Origin of the sequence: Planococcus sp. FY231025 (assembly GCF_052078085.1) — a bacterium.
Classification (GTDB): domain Bacteria; phylum Bacillota; class Bacilli; order Bacillales_A; family Planococcaceae; genus Planococcus.
Genome location: NZ_JBQJJG010000005.1, coordinates 135,954 through 154,068 on the forward strand (window position 1 = coordinate 135,954; position 18,115 = coordinate 154,068).

At 49.6% G+C, this 18,115-nt stretch carries 16 protein-coding genes; all 16 read left to right on the forward strand.

Annotation, left to right across the window (positions count from 1 at the left end):
• Positions 1-13: 13 nt before the first annotated feature.
• Positions 14-397 carry an FxsA family protein gene (locus tag ACTL32_RS07035; protein ID WP_441340801.1) on the forward strand — a complete coding sequence of 128 codons (384 nt, stop codon included), beginning with the start codon at positions 14-16 and terminating at the stop codon, positions 395-397.
• Between the two features lie 184 nt (positions 398-581).
• Entirely contained in the window at positions 582-1,697 is a 1,116-nt protein-coding gene (citZ, locus tag ACTL32_RS07040; protein WP_441340802.1) for a citrate synthase, read from the forward strand.
• Between the two features lie 123 nt (positions 1,698-1,820).
• A complete protein-coding gene (gene icd / locus ACTL32_RS07045; RefSeq protein ID WP_204890277.1) occupies positions 1,821-3,089 on the forward strand; it encodes an NADP-dependent isocitrate dehydrogenase in 1,269 nt (422 codons plus the stop codon).
• A 62-nt stretch (positions 3,090-3,151) separates the two neighbouring features.
• Complete coding sequence (mdh, locus tag ACTL32_RS07050) at positions 3,152-4,090, forward strand: malate dehydrogenase (protein ID WP_441340803.1); 939 nt, start codon at positions 3,152-3,154, stop codon at positions 4,088-4,090.
• A 138-nt stretch (positions 4,091-4,228) separates the two neighbouring features.
• Positions 4,229-4,705, forward strand: a complete 477-nt coding sequence (locus ACTL32_RS07055) for a MaoC/PaaZ C-terminal domain-containing protein (RefSeq protein ID WP_204890279.1) — start codon at positions 4,229-4,231, stop codon at positions 4,703-4,705.
• Between the two features lie 45 nt (positions 4,706-4,750).
• Positions 4,751-5,458 (forward strand): response regulator transcription factor, encoded by a 708-nt coding sequence (locus ACTL32_RS07060; RefSeq protein ID WP_441340804.1) that lies wholly within the window; start codon positions 4,751-4,753, stop codon positions 5,456-5,458.
• Entirely contained in the window at positions 5,455-6,852 is a 1,398-nt protein-coding gene (gene pnpS, locus ACTL32_RS07065; RefSeq protein WP_441340805.1) for a two-component system histidine kinase PnpS, read from the forward strand. The genes ACTL32_RS07060 and pnpS overlap by 4 nt, the downstream gene beginning before the upstream one ends.
• 13 nt (positions 6,853-6,865) lie before the next feature.
• Positions 6,866-8,080 carry a carboxylate--amine ligase gene (locus ACTL32_RS07070; RefSeq protein ID WP_441340806.1) on the forward strand — a complete coding sequence of 405 codons (1,215 nt, stop codon included), beginning with the start codon at positions 6,866-6,868 and terminating at the stop codon, positions 8,078-8,080.
• 707 nt (positions 8,081-8,787) lie between these two features.
• Positions 8,788-11,439 (forward strand): DNA polymerase I, encoded by a 2,652-nt coding sequence (polA, locus tag ACTL32_RS07075; RefSeq protein WP_441340807.1) that lies wholly within the window; start codon positions 8,788-8,790, stop codon positions 11,437-11,439.
• Between the two features lie 15 nt (positions 11,440-11,454).
• Positions 11,455-12,324 carry a bifunctional DNA-formamidopyrimidine glycosylase/DNA-(apurinic or apyrimidinic site) lyase gene (gene mutM / locus ACTL32_RS07080; RefSeq protein ID WP_441340808.1) on the forward strand — a complete coding sequence of 290 codons (870 nt, stop codon included), beginning with the start codon at positions 11,455-11,457 and terminating at the stop codon, positions 12,322-12,324.
• 9 nt (positions 12,325-12,333) lie between these two features.
• On the forward strand, positions 12,334-12,933 hold the full coding sequence (gene coaE, locus ACTL32_RS07085; protein ID WP_441340809.1) for a dephospho-CoA kinase: 600 nt from the start codon (positions 12,334-12,336) through the stop codon (positions 12,931-12,933).
• Positions 12,934-13,039: 106 nt separating this feature from the next.
• Positions 13,040-14,053 carry a glyceraldehyde-3-phosphate dehydrogenase gene (locus tag ACTL32_RS07090; RefSeq protein ID WP_441340810.1) on the forward strand — a complete coding sequence of 338 codons (1,014 nt, stop codon included), beginning with the start codon at positions 13,040-13,042 and terminating at the stop codon, positions 14,051-14,053.
• A 314-nt stretch (positions 14,054-14,367) separates the two neighbouring features.
• A complete protein-coding gene (speD, locus tag ACTL32_RS07095; RefSeq protein WP_135500321.1) occupies positions 14,368-14,751 on the forward strand; it encodes an adenosylmethionine decarboxylase in 384 nt (127 codons plus the stop codon).
• A gap of 183 nt (positions 14,752-14,934) precedes the next feature.
• A complete protein-coding gene (gene nrdR, locus ACTL32_RS07100) occupies positions 14,935-15,411 on the forward strand; it encodes a transcriptional regulator NrdR (RefSeq protein WP_204890287.1) in 477 nt (158 codons plus the stop codon).
• Between the two features lie 11 nt (positions 15,412-15,422).
• A complete protein-coding gene (locus ACTL32_RS07105) occupies positions 15,423-16,790 on the forward strand; it encodes a replication initiation and membrane attachment family protein (protein WP_441340811.1) in 1,368 nt (455 codons plus the stop codon).
• Complete coding sequence (gene dnaI / locus ACTL32_RS07110) at positions 16,791-17,726, forward strand: primosomal protein DnaI (RefSeq protein ID WP_441340812.1); 936 nt, start codon at positions 16,791-16,793, stop codon at positions 17,724-17,726.
• The last annotated feature ends 389 nt before the right edge of the window (positions 17,727-18,115 follow it).

Consider the following 18,115-nt stretch of genomic DNA (forward strand, 5'->3'; position numbering starts at 1 on the left):
AGTAGGGCTCGATATGAAATGGCTGTTTTTGGCGCTGATCGTTGTGCCGTCGCTGGAGCTTGCGCTCTTGTTCTGGGCGAGCGACGCCATCGGCATTTTTCCGACACTTGCGCTTATCATCGCGACCGGATTCATCGGTGCATTCCTGGCGAAAAAGCAAGGGATGAAAGCGGTACGGGATATTCAGGACAGCTTCGGGCGCTTTCAGCCGCCCGGCGATCACCTTATCAATGCAGCTTTTGTCTTGGTAGGCGGCGTCCTGCTGTTGACGCCGGGATTTATTTCCGATGCTCTCGGGCTATCGCTGCTGTTCCGGCCGACACAGAAATTATACCGGCCGCTGGTGTATAAAATAATCCAAAATAAGATGAAAAACACTCGGGTTATCGTCCGATAATCTCGAGTGTGCTTATCTTTATTTCGGGTAATGAATAAAAAAACAAGCGTTTTCATTCACAAATTCTACAATATTGATTATAATGGCTAGGTAAGGAATTATATACAAGCTTCAAAAAAGGGATGACCCACCATTCTGGGCTTTTTTTTTGGAATGGTGAACTACAGTAGAAGGAGCGATTATTATGACATCGTCAAAAGGGTTAGAAGGTGTTGTAGCAACCCAGTCCGCCATCAGTTCAATTATTGATGACACTCTTACATACGTTGGCTACGATATCGATGATTTGGCAATCAATGCAAGCTTTGAAGAAGTGGTTTATTTACTTTGGCATCAGCGTTTGCCGAAAGCCGATGAACTGGCGGAGCTCAAACAGCAATTGGCTGACAATATGGCAGTGCCTCAGGCAGTGCTGGATCATTTTAAAACATACGACATCAAAAAAGTTCATCCGATGGCCGCTCTCCGTACAGCCGTATCAATGATCGGCTTGTTCGACGAAGAAGCAGAAGAAATGAACCCGGAAGCGAATTACCGCAAAGCGATCCGCATCCAAGCGAAAATCGCAACATTGGTAACAGCTTTCGCACGCATCCGTAAAGGCCAGGAGCCGATTGCACCGAAAAGCGACTTGAGCTTCGCGGCAAACTTCCTTTACATGCTTTCCGGCGAAAATCCGGCTGACATCGAAGAGGAAGCATTCAACAAAGCGTTGGTTCTGCATGCAGACCACGAATTGAACGCATCTACATTCACTGCACGCGTTGCAGTCGCGACTCTTTCTGATGTGTACTCAGGCGTAACAGCTGCGATTGGTGCCCTTAAAGGCCCATTGCACGGCGGAGCGAACGAGCAGGTCATGAAGATGCTGACTGAAATCGGTTCAGTGGACAACGTTGACTCTTATATCAACGCAAAGCTTGAGAACAAAGAAAAAATCATGGGCTTCGGCCACCGCGTCTACCGCAAAGGGGACCCGCGTGCGAAGCACCTTCGTGAAATGTCACAGAAATTGACGAAGATCCGCGGCGAAGAAAAATGGTACGAAATGTCGATCAAAATCGACGAAATCGTTTCCGGCCAGAAGAACCTTCCGCCGAACGTGGATTTCTACTCAGCTTCTGTCTATCATTCATTGAACATCGAGCATGACTTGTTCACGCCGATCTTCGCCGTGTCACGTGCTTCAGGCTGGCTTGCACATATTCTTGAGCAATATGCCGACAACCGCTTGATCCGTCCGCGCGCTGAATACATCGGACCTGGCATGCAGAAATACGTGCCAATCGACGAGCGTTAAAAAAAGCGAAAGGTCTAGCCCCGAGGGGCAGACCACAGTATGGCAACAGAACAAACGACAAAAAAAGAATGGGGCTCGCACCTTGCGAAGCCCTATGACTTTGACTACAGGAGGCAATTATAAATGGCTAACGGTGAAAAAATCACAGTAGAAAATGGCGTTTTGAACGTACCTAACAATGCAGTAATTCCTTTCATTATCGGTGACGGTACTGGACCGGATATCTGGAACGCAGCTTCACGCGTACTTGAGCAGTCTGTGACAAAAGCATACAACGGCGAAAAATCGATCGTCTGGAAAGAAGTCCTTGCTGGCCAGAAAGCGTTCGACGAAACCGGCGAATGGCTTCCAGAAGAAACATTGGACGTTATCCGTGAATACCTGATTGCGATCAAAGGACCTCTTACGACGCCAATCGGCGGCGGGATCCGTTCATTGAACGTTGCGCTTCGCCAGGAATTGGACCTTTACACTTGCTTGCGCCCTGTACGCTACTTCGAAGGCGTGCCTTCACCGGTTAAACGCCCTGAAGACACGGATATGGTCATCTTCCGCGAAAACACAGAAGATATCTATGCGGGCATCGAATATGCAAATGGTTCTGACGAAGTCAAAAAATTGATCGCTTTCCTTACAGATGAAATGGGCGTTAAAAACATCCGTTTCCCTGAATCTTCAGGTATCGGCATCAAACCGATTTCAGAAGAAGGAACAAAACGCCTAGTTCGCGCTGCCATCAACTATGCAATCACTGAAGGCCGCGAATCGGTAACACTTGTCCACAAAGGGAACATCATGAAGTTCACTGAAGGAGCTTTCAAAAACTGGGGCTACGAAGTGGCTGAGCAGGAATTCGGCGACAAGGTCTTCACTTGGAACCAATACGATGCAATCAAAGACGAGCAAGGAACTGATGCTGCAAACAAAGCACAGGAAGAAGCTCTTGCTTCAGGAAAAATCCTTGTTAAGGATTCAATCGCTGATATCTTCCTTCAGCAGATCCTTACACGCCCAAGCGAGTTCGACGTTGTTGCAACAATGAACTTGAACGGCGATTACATCTCTGACGCTTTGGCAGCACAAGTAGGCGGAATCGGGATCGCTCCTGGCGCAAACATCAACTACTTGACTGGCCACGCGATCTTTGAAGCTACACACGGTACAGCACCGAAATATGCTGGCCAAGATAAAGTGAACCCTTCATCAGTCATCTTGTCAGGCGTTTTGATGCTTGAACACTTGGGTTGGACTGAAGCGGCTAAATTGATCATGTCGTCAATGGAGAAAACAATCGCTTCTAAAGTTGTTACTTATGACTTTGCCCGCCTGATGGACGGCGCTACAGAAGTGAAATGCTCTGAGTTCGCTGACGAATTAATTAAAAACATGTAAGATAAGAGGGGGAAACCCCTCTTTTTTTATTTACCCAAATCCTATTTCAAAGGAGAGTTTTTATGACATTCAAACGTAAAAAGATTTCTGTAATCGGTTCCGGCTTTACTGGGGCGACAGCTGCTTTTCTTTTGGCGCAAAAAGAACTGGGCGACGTCGTTCTGGTCGATATTCCGCAAATGGAGAATCCGGCCAAAGGCAAAGCGTTGGATATGGCAGAAGCAGGTCCGGTACAAGGATTTGATGCCCGGGTAACAGGGACGGCGAATTATGAAGATACAAAAGACTCGGACTTGGTGATCATCACGGCCGGCATCGCGCGCAAACCCGGCATGAGCCGCGACGATCTTGTCCAGACCAACCAGAAAGTCATGAAGGCCGTTACGGCGGATATCGTAAAATACTCTCCTGATTCAACAATCATCGTGCTGACCAATCCGGTGGATGCGATGACCTATACGGTTTTCAAGGAATCCGGATTTCCGAAAGAGCGCGTCATCGGACAGTCGGGCGTCCTGGATTCCGCGCGCTTCCGCACATTTGTCGCAGAAGAGCTGAATGTCTCTGTTAAAGATGTCACCGGCTTTGTCCTTGGCGGACACGGCGATGACATGGTGCCGCTTGTACGCTATTCATATGCAGGCGGCATACCGCTCGAAACACTGATCGCCAAGGAGCGATTGGATGAAATCGTCGCGCGTACGCGGAAAGGCGGAGCGGAAATCGTCAACTTGCTCGGCAACGGATCCGCTTATTACGCGCCGGCTGCTTCGCTGGTGGAAATGGCGGAAGCCATTATCAAAGACCAGCGCCGCATCCTGCCATCGATTGCATTTTTGGAAGGCGAATATGGCATGGATGGCATCTATATGGGGGTGCCGACGATTCTTGGAGCAGGCGGCATCGAGAAAATCCTTGAAATCGAATTGAACGATGAAGAAAAGGAATTGCTTGAAAAATCTGCAGCATCCGTCAAAGCAGTGATGGAAGTGCTCGCTTAAGCACAAAACCGCCGGACAGGGACTTCCTGTCCGGCGGTTTTTATAGATCACGAAAGCGGCCCGCCTGTCACATGCGCTTGCGCTTTTGTGTACTAACTTGATACTATTAAAGAAGCAAGACAATAGGAGGGGAATTTATTGTTGCTTGGAAAGAAACGCAAGTTAGGACGTAAAATCGAGGACATGAATGTCGGTGAAAAATTGAAGCTGACTGAAAAGATCGAGGACAAAGATTTGCTGCTTTATCTCGGTTTGACGAATGATGGGAATCCGCTATATATCCAACATGATTTTGCTTCACAGACAGCTTTTGAGAAACCGGTCGTGCCGAACATCATGCTGACGGGAATCATCACATCCGCCATTTCCAAATACTTGCCAGGTCCAGGTTCTTATATTAAAGAACAGCACCTGAAATTTCTCCAGCCCGTCTATCATTATTCGACGATCGAGTTTCTGCTCGAGGTCGTAGAAGTCGACGCCAAAAACAATGAAGTAAGCATCCGGATCGAAGCGACCGTCGAAGACGGAAGCCCGGCTGTCGAAGGCTTGGTGCAAGTCAATCCGCCGCAATTGCTTCAACAGCTCACCACACATGCAATGGATAACTTCTGAACCGGTTTGAGATGGGGGTTTCAAACTGAATGTGGAGGGTGTTAAATGCAGAATAAAATATTGATCATTGAAGATGAACATTCGATTGCGACGCTTTTATCCTATAACTTGGTCCAGGCAGGATTTGAAACAGTCATCGCAAATGACGGCAGGGAAGGGTACGAATTGGCGCTTTCGGAAAAGCCGGCGCTTATCGTGCTGGATTTGATGCTGCCGTCAATGGATGGCGTTGATGTCTGCAAAGCGCTGCGCCAGGAAAAAGTCAATATTCCGATCATCATGCTGACTGCAAAAGACGATGAATTCGATAAAGTGCTCGGCTTGGAGCTGGGTGCAGATGATTATATGACCAAGCCGTTCAGCCCGCGCGAAGTCGTAGCGCGCATCAAGGCGGTGCTGCGCCGGAGCGCGACGGCTCCAAGCACTGCTTCGGACGGTTCTTTGCCGATCATTCTTGGCGATCTGAAGGTCTTTCCGGACCGGTTCGAAGTGTATCTGGGAGAACGCCAGCTTGAATTCACGCCGAAAGAATTCGAACTGCTTGTCTATTTGATGGAAAACAAGAACCGGGTGCTGACGCGCGACCAATTGCTCAGCGCCGTGTGGAAATACGATTTCGCCGGTGACACCCGCATCGTGGACGTACATATCAGCCATCTGCGGGACAAGATCGAAGTGAACAGCCGGAAACCGGTATTCATCAAGACGATCCGGGGGCTGGGGTATAAGCTTGAGGAGCCGAAAGCGGGATGAAATCATTCCAGCAACGGCTGTTGACGACCATTTTAATATGGCTCGGGATTTTATTAGCTGGCATGCTGATTTTAATCGGCCAGCTTTTTCCCGTTTATGAGCAGATGGAAAATAAGATGCAAATCTGGTCATTTTTGGCGCTGATCTTTATCGTAGCGATGGTGTTTTCTGCGGTGATCGGCTACCGGATCATCAAAGTCCAGGCTTTGCCGATTGAAAATGTCACGGAAACCGCTTTGGAGCTCGCCAAAGGGAATTACCGGGCCCGGGCATATGAATACAGCAATATCGGCACGGTGGAATTGAGTTCTGCGATCAATGTGCTGGCAAGAAACCTGCAGGAAATCACCGCAGTCCGTGAAATGGAGCAGGAACGCCTGAAAACCTTGATCGAAAACATGGGAAGCGCATTGATCATGATTGACCGACAAGGCAGCGTGACGCTTTTCAACAAAGCCTTCACTTATGAATTTGCGTTGAAAGACAAAGATCTTTCCCATAAATTCTATAAGGAAATCGAGATTCCCGCTGAGCTGGAAGCGTTTATCGAGCATGTTTTCATGCTAGAACAGCCGGCCCGGGAACAGCTGAAATTCACACAAGGGATGAACATCCGCCACATCGATGTTTACGGAGCGCCTGTTATAGGGAAACATGAACAATGGCACGGCATTGTCATTGTCGCGCACGACATCACCGAACTGAAGCGGCTTGAAGGCATCCGGCGCGATTTTGTTGCCAACGTGTCGCATGAATTGCGCACACCGGTAACCTCGATCAAAGGATTTTCCGAAACGCTTCTGGACGGCGCGTATGTCGATCAATCCGCATTATTGTCATTTTTAGAAATCATTCATAAAGAAAGCAACCGGCTGGAAATGCTGATCCAGGATCTGCTGGAATTGTCGCGGATTGAAAGGGAAGGCTTCCAAGTGGATGCACAGCCGACCGAAATGGATGCGCTTATTGAAACCGCAGCTGAACGGATCCAGGGAAGGCTTGAAGAAAAGAATATCAGCTTGAAGCTCGAACTCCAACCGGTCCTTGTGCAAGGCGATGCCAACCGCCTGATCCAAGTGATGATCAACCTGCTGATCAACGCCATTACTTATTCCGGCGCCGGCACTGCCATCACCGTCCGCCTGTTTGAAAAGGACGGCGAGGCGGTAACAGAAGTCGAAGATCAGGGAATCGGCATCGCGGCATCGGAACTGCCGCGCCTGTTCGAGCGTTTTTACCGGGTTGACCGGGCCCGCAGCCGGAACCAAGGGGGCACGGGGCTCGGCCTGTCCATCGTCAAACATTTAATAGAAGCGCATCATGGCAAAGTGGAAGTCCGCAGCGAAGTGGGCAAAGGCACCACTTTTACGATCTATCTGCCGTTAGCAAGATAATTAGGAGGAACATATGGAAACACTACCTTTTTTGCCGATTATTGTAGGGACGGATATGAACGCCTACAATATGGCCATCTCTTTTCATGAAGCTTATGGCATCAAGCCGGTCTTAGTCGGCAAAGAGCCATTGTCGTTCACGGCAATGAGCACGATCACAGATACGATCGAATTGCGTACCGGCCTTGCCGATTCATCGCAGTTCGCTTCAATCCTGACAAGCATCGCCCAGAAATACCGGACACCGGGGAAAACATTGCTTCTCGTCGGGACGAACGATTTGTACGTACGGCTCATTATTGAGAATGCATCGATTCTGAGAGAGCATTTCGTCTTCAATTACATCACGGAAAACCTGATGAACCAGCTGCAGGTCAAATCGAATTTCTATAAACTTTGCAAAGAGCACGGCATCGACACGCCGACGACTTTCTTCTACGATTGCCGTTCCGGCGAGCCGTTCGACGAAGGGATGATGTACCCGGTCATCGTGAAACCGAGCAACGGCATTGCCTATAACCTCAATAAATTCGAAGGCCAGCAAAAAGTCTATAAAGTGGAAAATCCGCGCGAATTGCAGGAAGTCATCCAGAAGATTACCTCAAGCGGCTATGACGACGAACTGATCATCCAGGATTTCATTCCGGGCGACGATACGTACATGTGGGATTCCGTCATTTATGCCAGCTCGAAAGGCAAAACTCAGCTGGTGACGTTCGCCCAAGTGGTTCTCCAGGAACACACCGTAACGGCCATCGGAAACTACACCGCGCTGATTACGCGCTTCAACAAGGAAATGATGGTCAAGCTCCAGAATTTCCTGGAAGCGGTCGGCTATACCGGATTTGCGAATTTCGATCTGAAATACGATGAGCGAGACGGCAAATTCAAGGTGTTCGAAGTGAATATCCGCCAGGGACGCTCAAGTTATTATGTGACTGCACTTGGCCACAATATGGCGTCTTACCTGGTGGATGACTTGATCTACCATGTCGAGAAGCCGGTCACTTACTTGAATGAGGATTTCCTCTTCACAGTCGTGCCGAAAATCGTGCTGCGCAAGTTTGTAGCCAATAAAGCTGTCCAGCGCGATATCGATGACCTGCTGAAAAAGGGTAAATACGGCAATCCGTTATTCTATAAAAAAGACAAGCATCTGAAGCGCAAACTGTATTTGTTCGCAAGACAGGTAAATTATTACAAAAAATATAAAAACAATCAGTGGTAATATTAACACAGGATTAACACTGCCTTCACAAAGGGATGTTAAGGTTTAATAGAACCCCCCTTCAACCGCATGAAGGGAAAAAGAGCCCTCCCCAGGGCTCTTTTTCTAATTTATAGGACAGATAAGCTATATTTAATTAAAGATATTTTTCCGCAAAACAGCTTCGTAAACCCGTGTGCTCCTGCGCGCTATGCGCTCGTCGCAAAGAGATGGCTCAAACTTCCTTAGAGCCATCTCTTTGCCGTGGGCTCGCGTCTAAACCTCCACAGTCGCTACGCTCCCTGCGGGTCTCAGCCGTCTCGCTTTCCCGCAGGCAAGACTTACCCGAAGCCTGCGAGGGCAAGTCTTTACGAAGAAGCACGAAGTGCTGCAACGGTTTTTTATGTCCCGAAGCTAGCGCAGCGATGCAGGGACAGGAGCAGTACGGTTTTCTCCGCTGTTTTGCTTCATATCTCAGATAGTACTGCTAACTAGGTAGAGTTATCAGCTTTCAATAAACTGAACCAGCGCCGGCGCGCCCACGGGCTAGGCGAAGCAAGAAGACTGGCGTTCTTTGCCTGGCTTCTTCCGTAAGCCATGCCCAAAGCGCCGAAGCGGTATATAAAAGGATGATTCATTAGTAAAACTTAGTAAGAGGATAACTAATAACAGGAACGTAAAACAGCCGTCATTTCTCTTCTTTTTGCCGTCATGGTAAAATGTAGGGAATGACGGCTTTTTTATTTGAGAGGGGTAATTTTGTGGCGAAGAAAATTCTTTTATTAGACGGAAACAGTTTGGCATATCGCGCGTTCTTCGCGCTGCCGCTTTTGACCAATGAACAAGGGGTCCATACGAATGCTGTGTATGGGTTTACGATGATGCTGCAGAAAATCTTGGAAGAAGAGCAGCCGACCCATATGATTGTGGCGTTTGACGCCGGGAAAACAACGTTCCGGAATGCGATGTTCGGCGAATACAAAGGAGGGCGCCAAAAGACGCCGCCTGAACTGTCCGAGCAATTTCCGTACTTGAGAAAATTGATCGATGCCTACCGCATCAAAACATACGAACTCGAAAATTACGAAGCGGATGACATCATCGGCACATTGAGCCTGGAGGCGGAAAAAGAAGGCGATGAAGTGGTGGTCATTTCCGGCGACAAGGATTTGACGCAGCTGGCATCCCCTTCAACGACGGTTTACATCACGCGCAAAGGGATCACCGATATCGAAAAATATACCGTTGACCATATCCGTGAAAAATACGGCTTGTCGCCGGAGCAGATCATCGATATGAAAGGGCTCATGGGCGATTCTTCGGATAATATTCCGGGCGTTCCGGGTGTTGGGGAGAAGACGGCGTTGAAATTGCTGGCTGCCTACGGTTCAGTGGAAGGCGTCTATGAAGCAATTGACGAGCAGAAAGGCAAGTTGAAGGAAAAGCTCGCGGCAAACGAAGAGCTTGCCCATATCAGCAAAAAGCTCGCGACGATCGAGCGCGAGGCACCCATTGAAGTATCCATCAATGACCTAGGCTATTCGGGGCCGGACCAGGATGAGCTCATCAAGGTATGGAACGAGCTGGCATTCAAATCGCTGCTGGAGAAAAGCGAATACACCCAAGAGGAAACGGTGAAAAAAGAGCTGGAATTCGAAGTGCTAAATGAAATCGACGCCTCGATTCTGGAAGACGAGATGGCCATCCATTTGGAGATGTACGATGAACAATACCACACCTGTGATCTCTTAGGGGTATCGCTTGCGACAGCCGACAAGACATATGTGGCAACGATGGAGACAATCACTTCGTCAGAGGCTTTCAGAGCTTGGTTCGAGGATGAAACAAAGAAAAAATTTATGTCCGATTCCAAAGCGGCAACGGCGGCATTTTTGCGCTGCGGACTGGAAGTGAAAGGCGTCGACTTCGATTTGATGCTTGGTGCTTACATCGTCAATCCGTCGCTGACGTATACGGACTTGTCGAACATTGTCCAGGAATACGGCTATACGGAAGTTTCCCAAAACGAACAGATCTATGGCAAAGGCGCGAAGAAATCCGTTCCGGGCGATCTGATCCTGCATGAGCATCTAGCGCGAAAAGCACGGACGATCTGGGAAGTGCGTCCGCTGGTGCTGAAGAAGCTTGAGGAGAACGAACAATTCAGCTTGTACCGCAACCTGGAATTGCCATTGGCAACGATTCTCGGCGCAATGGAATCGTTCGGCGTCAAGGTGGACCGTGACCAGTTGGCGGAAATGGGCAAGGAATTATCGCATAAGCTTGAAAAAATCGAATTCGAAATCTACGGCCTTGCGGGCGAACGGTTCAACATCAACTCGACCAAACAGCTCGGGGCGATCCTGTTCGAGAAGCTGGGCTTGCCGGTCCAGAAAAAAACCAAGACCGGCTATTCGACCGCAGCGGATGTGCTGGAAAAGCTGGAAGGCAAACACGAAATCATTTCGTATATTTTATTGTACCGCCAGCTTGGCAAGATCCTTTCCACTTATATAGAAGGGCTGCTGAAGGAAATCCACGAAGACGGCAAAGTCCATACGCGCTTCCAGCAGGCGCTCACGACGACAGGCCGCCTCAGTTCGATCAACCCGAACTTGCAGAACATCCCGGTGCGGCTGGAGGAAGGGCGCAAGATCCGGAAAGCATTTGTGCCGTCGGTGCCTGGATGGCTCATGGTGGCTGCGGATTACTCGCAGATCGAATTGCGGGTGCTTGCGGATATGTCGAAAGATGACAGCCTGATCGATGCCTTCAAGCACGATATGGACATCCATACGAAAACGGCAAGTGATGTGTTCCACGTGCCGGCGGAAGAAGTGACGTCGAATATGCGCCGCGCAGCGAAAGCGGTCAACTTCGGCATCGTCTACGGCATCAGCGATTACGGATTGTCCCAGAGCCTGAACATCACCCGGAAAGAAGCTGCTGAATTCATCGACAGCTACCTGAAGAGCTTCCCGGGCGTCAAGAATTATATGGATACGAGCATCCAGACGGCGAAGAAAAACGGCTTTGTCACTACCATCATGAACCGCCGCCGCTATTTGCCGGATATCAACAGCTCGAACTTCAATTTGCGCAGCTTTGCTGAACGGACGGCGATGAATACACCGATCCAGGGGAGCGCCGCGGATATCATCAAAAAAGCGATGATCGATATGGCGGATGCGCTGGAGCGGGAAGGCATGCAGACGCGCATGCTGCTGCAAGTGCACGATGAATTGATTTTCGAAGCGCCGCCGGAAGAATTGGAGAAACTGAAGACACTGGTTCCTGAAGTCATGGAAAATGCAGTGGAACTGAATGTGCCGCTGAAAGTGGATTTCGCTTACGGCGATACTTGGTACGATACAAAATGATAGGAGTGCTTTTGGATGCCAGAACTTCCTGAAGTGGAAGGCGTCGTCCGCCTGATCCGGCCGGTTGCTGCCGGCAAGGTGATCCGGGATGTTTTCGTGTCGGATACAATCCGCCTTTCGAAAGAAGGGGGCAAGGAGGCCATCATCAAACGGATGGAAGCCGACGCCTTTATCGACAGCCTGATTGGCGCTGAAATTGTGCGGGTGGACCGGCGCAGCAAATATATATATTTTCAGATGAAGAAAGACAATGAGTTTTTATTGGTGAACCATTTGGGGATGTCGGGGGCCTGGTTTTTTGTCGACAGCTTGCTGTCCATCCAGGAGGAGAAGTTCCGCCGGCATGTCCATGTGATTTTGACGCTTGACGATGGAAACTTGCTTGCATACGCGGATATCCGGCGTTTCGGGGAGATGCGGGTACTGAACGAAGAAAGGGATTTTCCGGCGCTGCTTTTGATGGCGCCGGAACCCTTTGACGACGGAGCACTCGAGCATTTCCTGGACATGTCGGAAAGCCCGAAGTATAAGAACAAGCCCATCAAAGAAGTGATCATGGACGGGCGGGTGATTTCCGGCTGCGGCAATATTTACGCGACCGAAGCGCTGTTCCGGATGAAGATCCATCCGAACCGAAAAGCAGGGCGCATCAGCCGTCTGCGGAAAACGCAATTGTTCGAGGCAATTGCTGCGATCCTGCTTGAAAGCATTGAAGCAGGTGGAAGCACGATTTCGGATTACCGCAACATAAACGGCGAGTCGGGGCAGATGCAGAACCGGTTCGGCATGTATGGCAAAAAACAGTGCACGGCATGCGGCAGCATGACCAAGTCCCTCCAAATCGGCGGGCGGACTTCGGTATATTGCCCGTCGTGCCAGAAGTGAGGGCTTGGAATGATCATTGGTTTGACGGGCAGCATAGCGAGCGGGAAAAGCACCGTTTCCCAAATGCTGCAAGAGCTTGGGTATCCGATTGTCGATGCCGATCAGGTGGCAAGGCAGGTCGTGGAGCCGGGCAGCGATACATTGAAAAAGATTGAAGAGGATTTCGGCAGCGAAGTGATTTTGCCGGATGGCGCAATGGACCGGAAAAAGGTGGGCGATATCATCTTCAACGATCCGGCGAGCCGGAAAAGGCTGAATGACATCATCCACCCGGCAATCCGGGCGGAAATGATGCGACAGCGCGCGGCATTTCTGGAAGAAGGCCACAAGACCGTCATCATGGATATCCCGCTGCTGTTCGAGAGCAGGCTTCAGCATTTTGCCGATAAAATCCTGGTGGTCAGTGTGACGGAAGAGAAGCAGTTGGCGCGGCTGATGGAGCGCAACGGCCTGTCTGAAGCAGAAGCCCGGGCGCGCATCGCTTCGCAATTGCCGATGTCGGTAAAAGAAGAAGGGGCGGATGCCGTCATCTACAACAACGGCTCCATCGAAGAAACGAAATGGCAGCTCAACCGAATTTTGGAAAGCTGGAATGCAGCGGAATCCTGAAAGAGGCAAAGAATAGAAGTTAAAGGTTCCAGATTACGTAAAATGTGTTATACTATATAACGAATTAAAAATAAAAGTATAACTTAATTTACTGGAGGACTAATAAATGACAGTATCTATTGCGATTAACGGGTTTGGCCGCATCGGCCGCATGGTATTCAGACAGGCCATTTTAATGGATGACATCACGATTTCAGCGGTGAACGCCAGCTATCCTGCTGAAACCTTGGCGCATTTGATTAAGTATGACACAAATCATGGAATCTTCCAGGCCGATGTGTCTCACGAAGAAGATGCGTTGATCGTCAACGGCAAACGGGTGCAGTTGGTGAATGAGCGGGATCCACTCCTTTTACCATGGAAAGAAATGGGCATTGATATTGTTATTGAAGCAACCGGCAAATTTAACGCACGCGAGAAAGCGGCGCTTCACTTGGAAGCAGGCGCGCGCAAAGTCATCTTATCGGCACCTGGGAAAAACGCGGATGTCACGATTGTTATGGGTGTAAACGACGACGCTTTGGAAATCGATAAGCATGATGTCATTTCAAATGCGAGCTGCACGACGAACTGCTTGGCTCCGGTCGCGAAAGTGCTGAATGATGCATTCGGCATCGAAAACGGCTTGATGACGACGGTCCATTCGTATACGAACGACCAGAAAAATCTCGACAACCCGCATAAGGATCTTCGCCGCGCACGGGCATGTGCACAGTCGATCATCCCGACATCTACGGGTGCCGCGAAAGCGCTGTCTTTGGTCTTGCCGGAGCTTGAAGGAAAACTTCACGGCATGGCATTGCGCGTACCGACACCGAATGTATCACTTGTCGACCTTGTCGTAGACGTGAAGCAGGACGTAACGGCGGAACAAGTCAACGAGGCGTTTGTTAATGCTTCCGAAAACGGCTTGACCGGCATTTTGTCATTGACGATGGATCCGCTCGTATCGGTCGACTTCAACACGACGGAACAGTCGGCAATTGTCGACGGCCTTTCAACAATGGTCATCGGCAACCGCAAAGTGAAAGTACTGGCTTGGTACGACAACGAATGGGGCTATTCCGCACGTGTTGTCGATTTAGCAAAGAAAGTCGCAAAATCTATGGTTTATGCATGATAAATGATACGAACCGCATCCCTTGTACAAGAGGGGTGCGGTTTTTTCCTGAAAATAATTTCCTGAAAAAAGATGTTTTTTCGAGTAATTTTTATTGCATTTCATTTCAATACATCATATACTAACATTCGTAGTCTAAAAACGACTGCGAACTTCTTCGTTACCAACAGGTTTACGGCAACGGATGGAGCAATCTTTATTCACATGACTGCTTAAAGGGTTAGGACCTCTTTGGACTAACTTTCCCCCGTGGTAGTCAACTTTGAATATTTTGCGCATCAAAACAAAATGATATCAAAGGGGGAAAACGAACCATGGAAACAATGGGACGTCACGTAATTGCAGAACTTTGGCAGTGTGATTTTGACAAATTAAACGATATGGATTTTATCGAACAAACTTTTGTTGATGCAGCACTTAAATCCGGAGCCGAAGTCAGAGAAGTAGCTTTTCACAAATTTGCACCTCAAGGCGTAAGCGGGGTAGTCATCATTTCTGAATCGCATTTAACGATCCACAGCTTCCCGGAACACGGCTATGCAAGTATCGATGTTTATACTTGCGGCGATCTTGATCCAACTGTTGCAGCGAATTATATTGCTGAAGCGTTGAATTCAGGTACACGCGAATTCGTAGAAATTCCGCGTGGAATGGGTCCAGTCAGTGCTGGCCAATCCAAAGTTTCAGTAAATGCATAATCCGTTAACATGAAACATACTAAGCAGAGGATAAATTCCTCTGCTTTTTCTATTTTACAGAGGAAGTTTTGTTATACTATATATATTAGGCTAAAAAATCATTGTCGATAATCTGCAGGAGCGGTATGAAAGATGAGATTTATATATAGAAGAAACAGATAGAACGTTTAGGGAGAGGTCCATATGAGATGTCCGGCTTGCCAGCATAACGGGACGCGTGTAGTCGATTCGCGCCCGGTAGATGATAACAAATCAATTCGGAGGCGCAGGGAATGCGAAGCGTGCGGCTACCGTTATACGACCTTCGAGAAAGTGGAAGAAATGCCGCTGATCGTCGTGAAAAAAGACGGTTCGCGCGAAGAGTTCAGCCGCGAGAAAGTATTGCGCGGCTTGATCCGGGCTTGCGAAAAACGGCCGGTGCCGCTGGAGACGCTTGAAAATGTCGTCTTTGACATCGAAAAGGAACTGCGCCGAACTGGCAATGCTGAAGTGAAATCCGAAGAAGTCGGTGAGCTGGTCATGAACCGGCTGGCGGAAATCGACGAAGTGGCGTATGTCCGTTTCGCTTCCGTCTACCGCCAATTCAAAGACATTACTGTATTTATTGATGAACTGAAGGATCTTTTAAAAAAGAATCCGGAAGACAAGAAAACCGAGTAAGGCGGTGAACCATGTCTGCACTTTATAAAGAACTCCAACCCGCGGACTCGTTTAAAATCCGTTTGCCGTACCCTTTTTCAAATTATGACCGCCAGCTGTTGACGCTCCTGTATCAGCCGATGATCGGCGCGGAAGCTACGGCTTTCTACCTGACGCTCTGGGCGGAAGGGGAAGCCGGCGGAGAAGAAGCAACCCATTATTCCTTGATGAATACCTTGGGTGTGCCCATAGCACGGATTTTCGAATCCCGCATACAGCTCGAGGCGATCGGCCTCATGAAGACGTTCAAGAGGGACGGCGATCACCGGTCGTTCGTCTATGAACTTTGCCCGCCGCTCGACCCCAAGAAGTTTTTCCAGGATCCGCTGCTTTCAATGTTCCTTTTCAGCAAGATCGGTGAGACGTCCTACCGGAAAGTGCGGGACCGCTTCTTGAACCAGACCGAGATCCCGGATGGCTTTGAAGAAGTGTCGCGCACATTCACAGACATCTTCCAGCCGGTCCACGCCAAGGCGGGCTACCCGTCCGAACCGAAGGATTTCCACGAACGGACGGAAGGCGGCTATAAGACAGAGGAAGATTTCGATTTTGCGCTGCTCCGGCAAGGGTTGTCGGAACAGCTTGTGCCAAAGCGCGTATTGACGGCTTCGGTCAAAGACACCATTGCCAAACTGGCGTTCCTCTATAGCTGGGGACCGCTAGATATGCAGAAAGTGGTGCTTTTGGCAATCGACGACGATTCCAAACTGACGCCCGAAGGCCTGAAAAAAGCGGCTTCGGAATACTATAAACTGACCGTGGCGACGACGGCCCCTAAACTTGTCCAGGCCCGCAAAAAAGAGCCGGCAGAATCGGCAGAGCCGAAAACCCGGCAGGAGGAGTTGATCCAGTACCTGGAATCCGCTTCGCCTGTCGAAGTGCTGCGCGATATTGCCAATGGCAAAGAGCCGCTGCCGGCTGATGTCCAGCTGGCAAACCAATTGGTCATTCAGCACGGCATGGAACCGGCCGTCGTGAACGTGCTGCTGCAATACGTCCTGCTTCGGACGGATATGAAACTGACAAAAGCGTATGTCGAGAAAATCGCTTCGCATTGGCTTCGTAAAAATGTCACGACAGCCAAGGAAGCGATGGATTTGGCGCGCATCGAACACGAACAATACATGAAATGGAAAGCGGACGGTTCGCCTTCTTCCGCCGCCAAATCTGCCACTCGCTCCAACCGCGGCAAGCCGGTGCGGGAAGAGAAGCTGCCGGAATGGTTCTATCAGAAAGACGAGGCGCAGCCGGCCGCTGCCAAGCCGCAGAACACCGATCTGGAAATCGAAAAACAAAAACTCCTCGCTAGATTGGCGATGAAGAAAGGCAAGGGTGATTAAATGGAGCCGATTCGCGAAACATTGAAACGGGTGGTCAATGCCCCCGCTTTCTCGGAGCGCTACAACGATATGCGAAAAGAAGTGCTTGAAAATCCCGGCGTCCAGAAGTTCCTGGAGGAGCATTCTTCGGAAATCGATAAAAGCACCGTGGACAGAGGGCTGCATAAATTATACGAGTACATCGACCAGTCCCACGATTGCAATAAATGCCCGAGCTTTGAAGGCTGCATCAACCATCTGAAAGGCTTCGAACCGAATCTGGTATTGGAGCGCGGAACCATCGGCATTTCCTATACGCCGTGCCGCCTGAAAAATGCCCACGACAATAAACGCCGGGCATCTTCAATGATCCACAGCATGTACATGCCGAAAGAAGTGATGCAGGCGACGCTCAGCGGCTTCGAGTTGGATGACAGCCGCATGGAAGCATTCCGTGCCGTCAGCAAGTTTTTGGATGAAACGACCGGCCCGGACAACATGCCGAAGAAAGGCCTGTATTTGTACGGCAAATTCGGCATCGGGAAATCCTATTTGCTGAGTGCCGTAGCCAACGAACTGGCAGAGATGAACATCCGGTCCGTCCTGGTCTTTGTCCCGGAATTCATGCGGGAAATGAAACAGGCGATCGGCGACCAGACGTTGCAGGAAAAAGTCGACTACGTGAAAAAAGCCGATGTTCTCATGCTTGACGACATCGGTGCGGAAGCGATGTCGAGTTGGACGCGCGACGAAGTGCTCGGCACAATTCTCCACTACCGGATGGCGGAGCGGCTGCCGACGTTCATGACATCGAACTTCAGCTATTCCGAACTCCAGCACCATTTGACATATTCCCAGCGCGGCGAAAAGGAAGACTTGAAAGCGGCCCGGGTCATGGAACGCATCCGCGCATTGACAGAGCCGGTGAAGCTGGACGGCAGAAACCGCAGGAATTGATTTGCGGGTGTTGCATTTTGGAGATTTTCGCAGTATAGTAATAACAATCAGAATATGATTTGAAATGCTTTGACAAGGACAAGAGCGGAACTGTACGACTTTCTAGAGAGAGAAGCCACCGGCTGCAAGCTTCTCAAGTACCGGCACAACGCTTACCACCTTCGAGCAGCAGCTGTGAAACTTTGGAGTAGCAGCTGACGGTACCGGCCCGTTAGCCGATGCAGAGCTTCGTTTTGGACAGGATCTTTCTGTCCCAAATAGAAGAAGGGTGGAACCACGAACATAGCTTCGTCCCTTTGGGATGAGGCTTTTTTTATTTGTCCGGAAAACGGCAGTCCCTTGGCTGCCAATTGGATCGGGCAAGTTGTTCAAATCTAAATGAAAAAGGA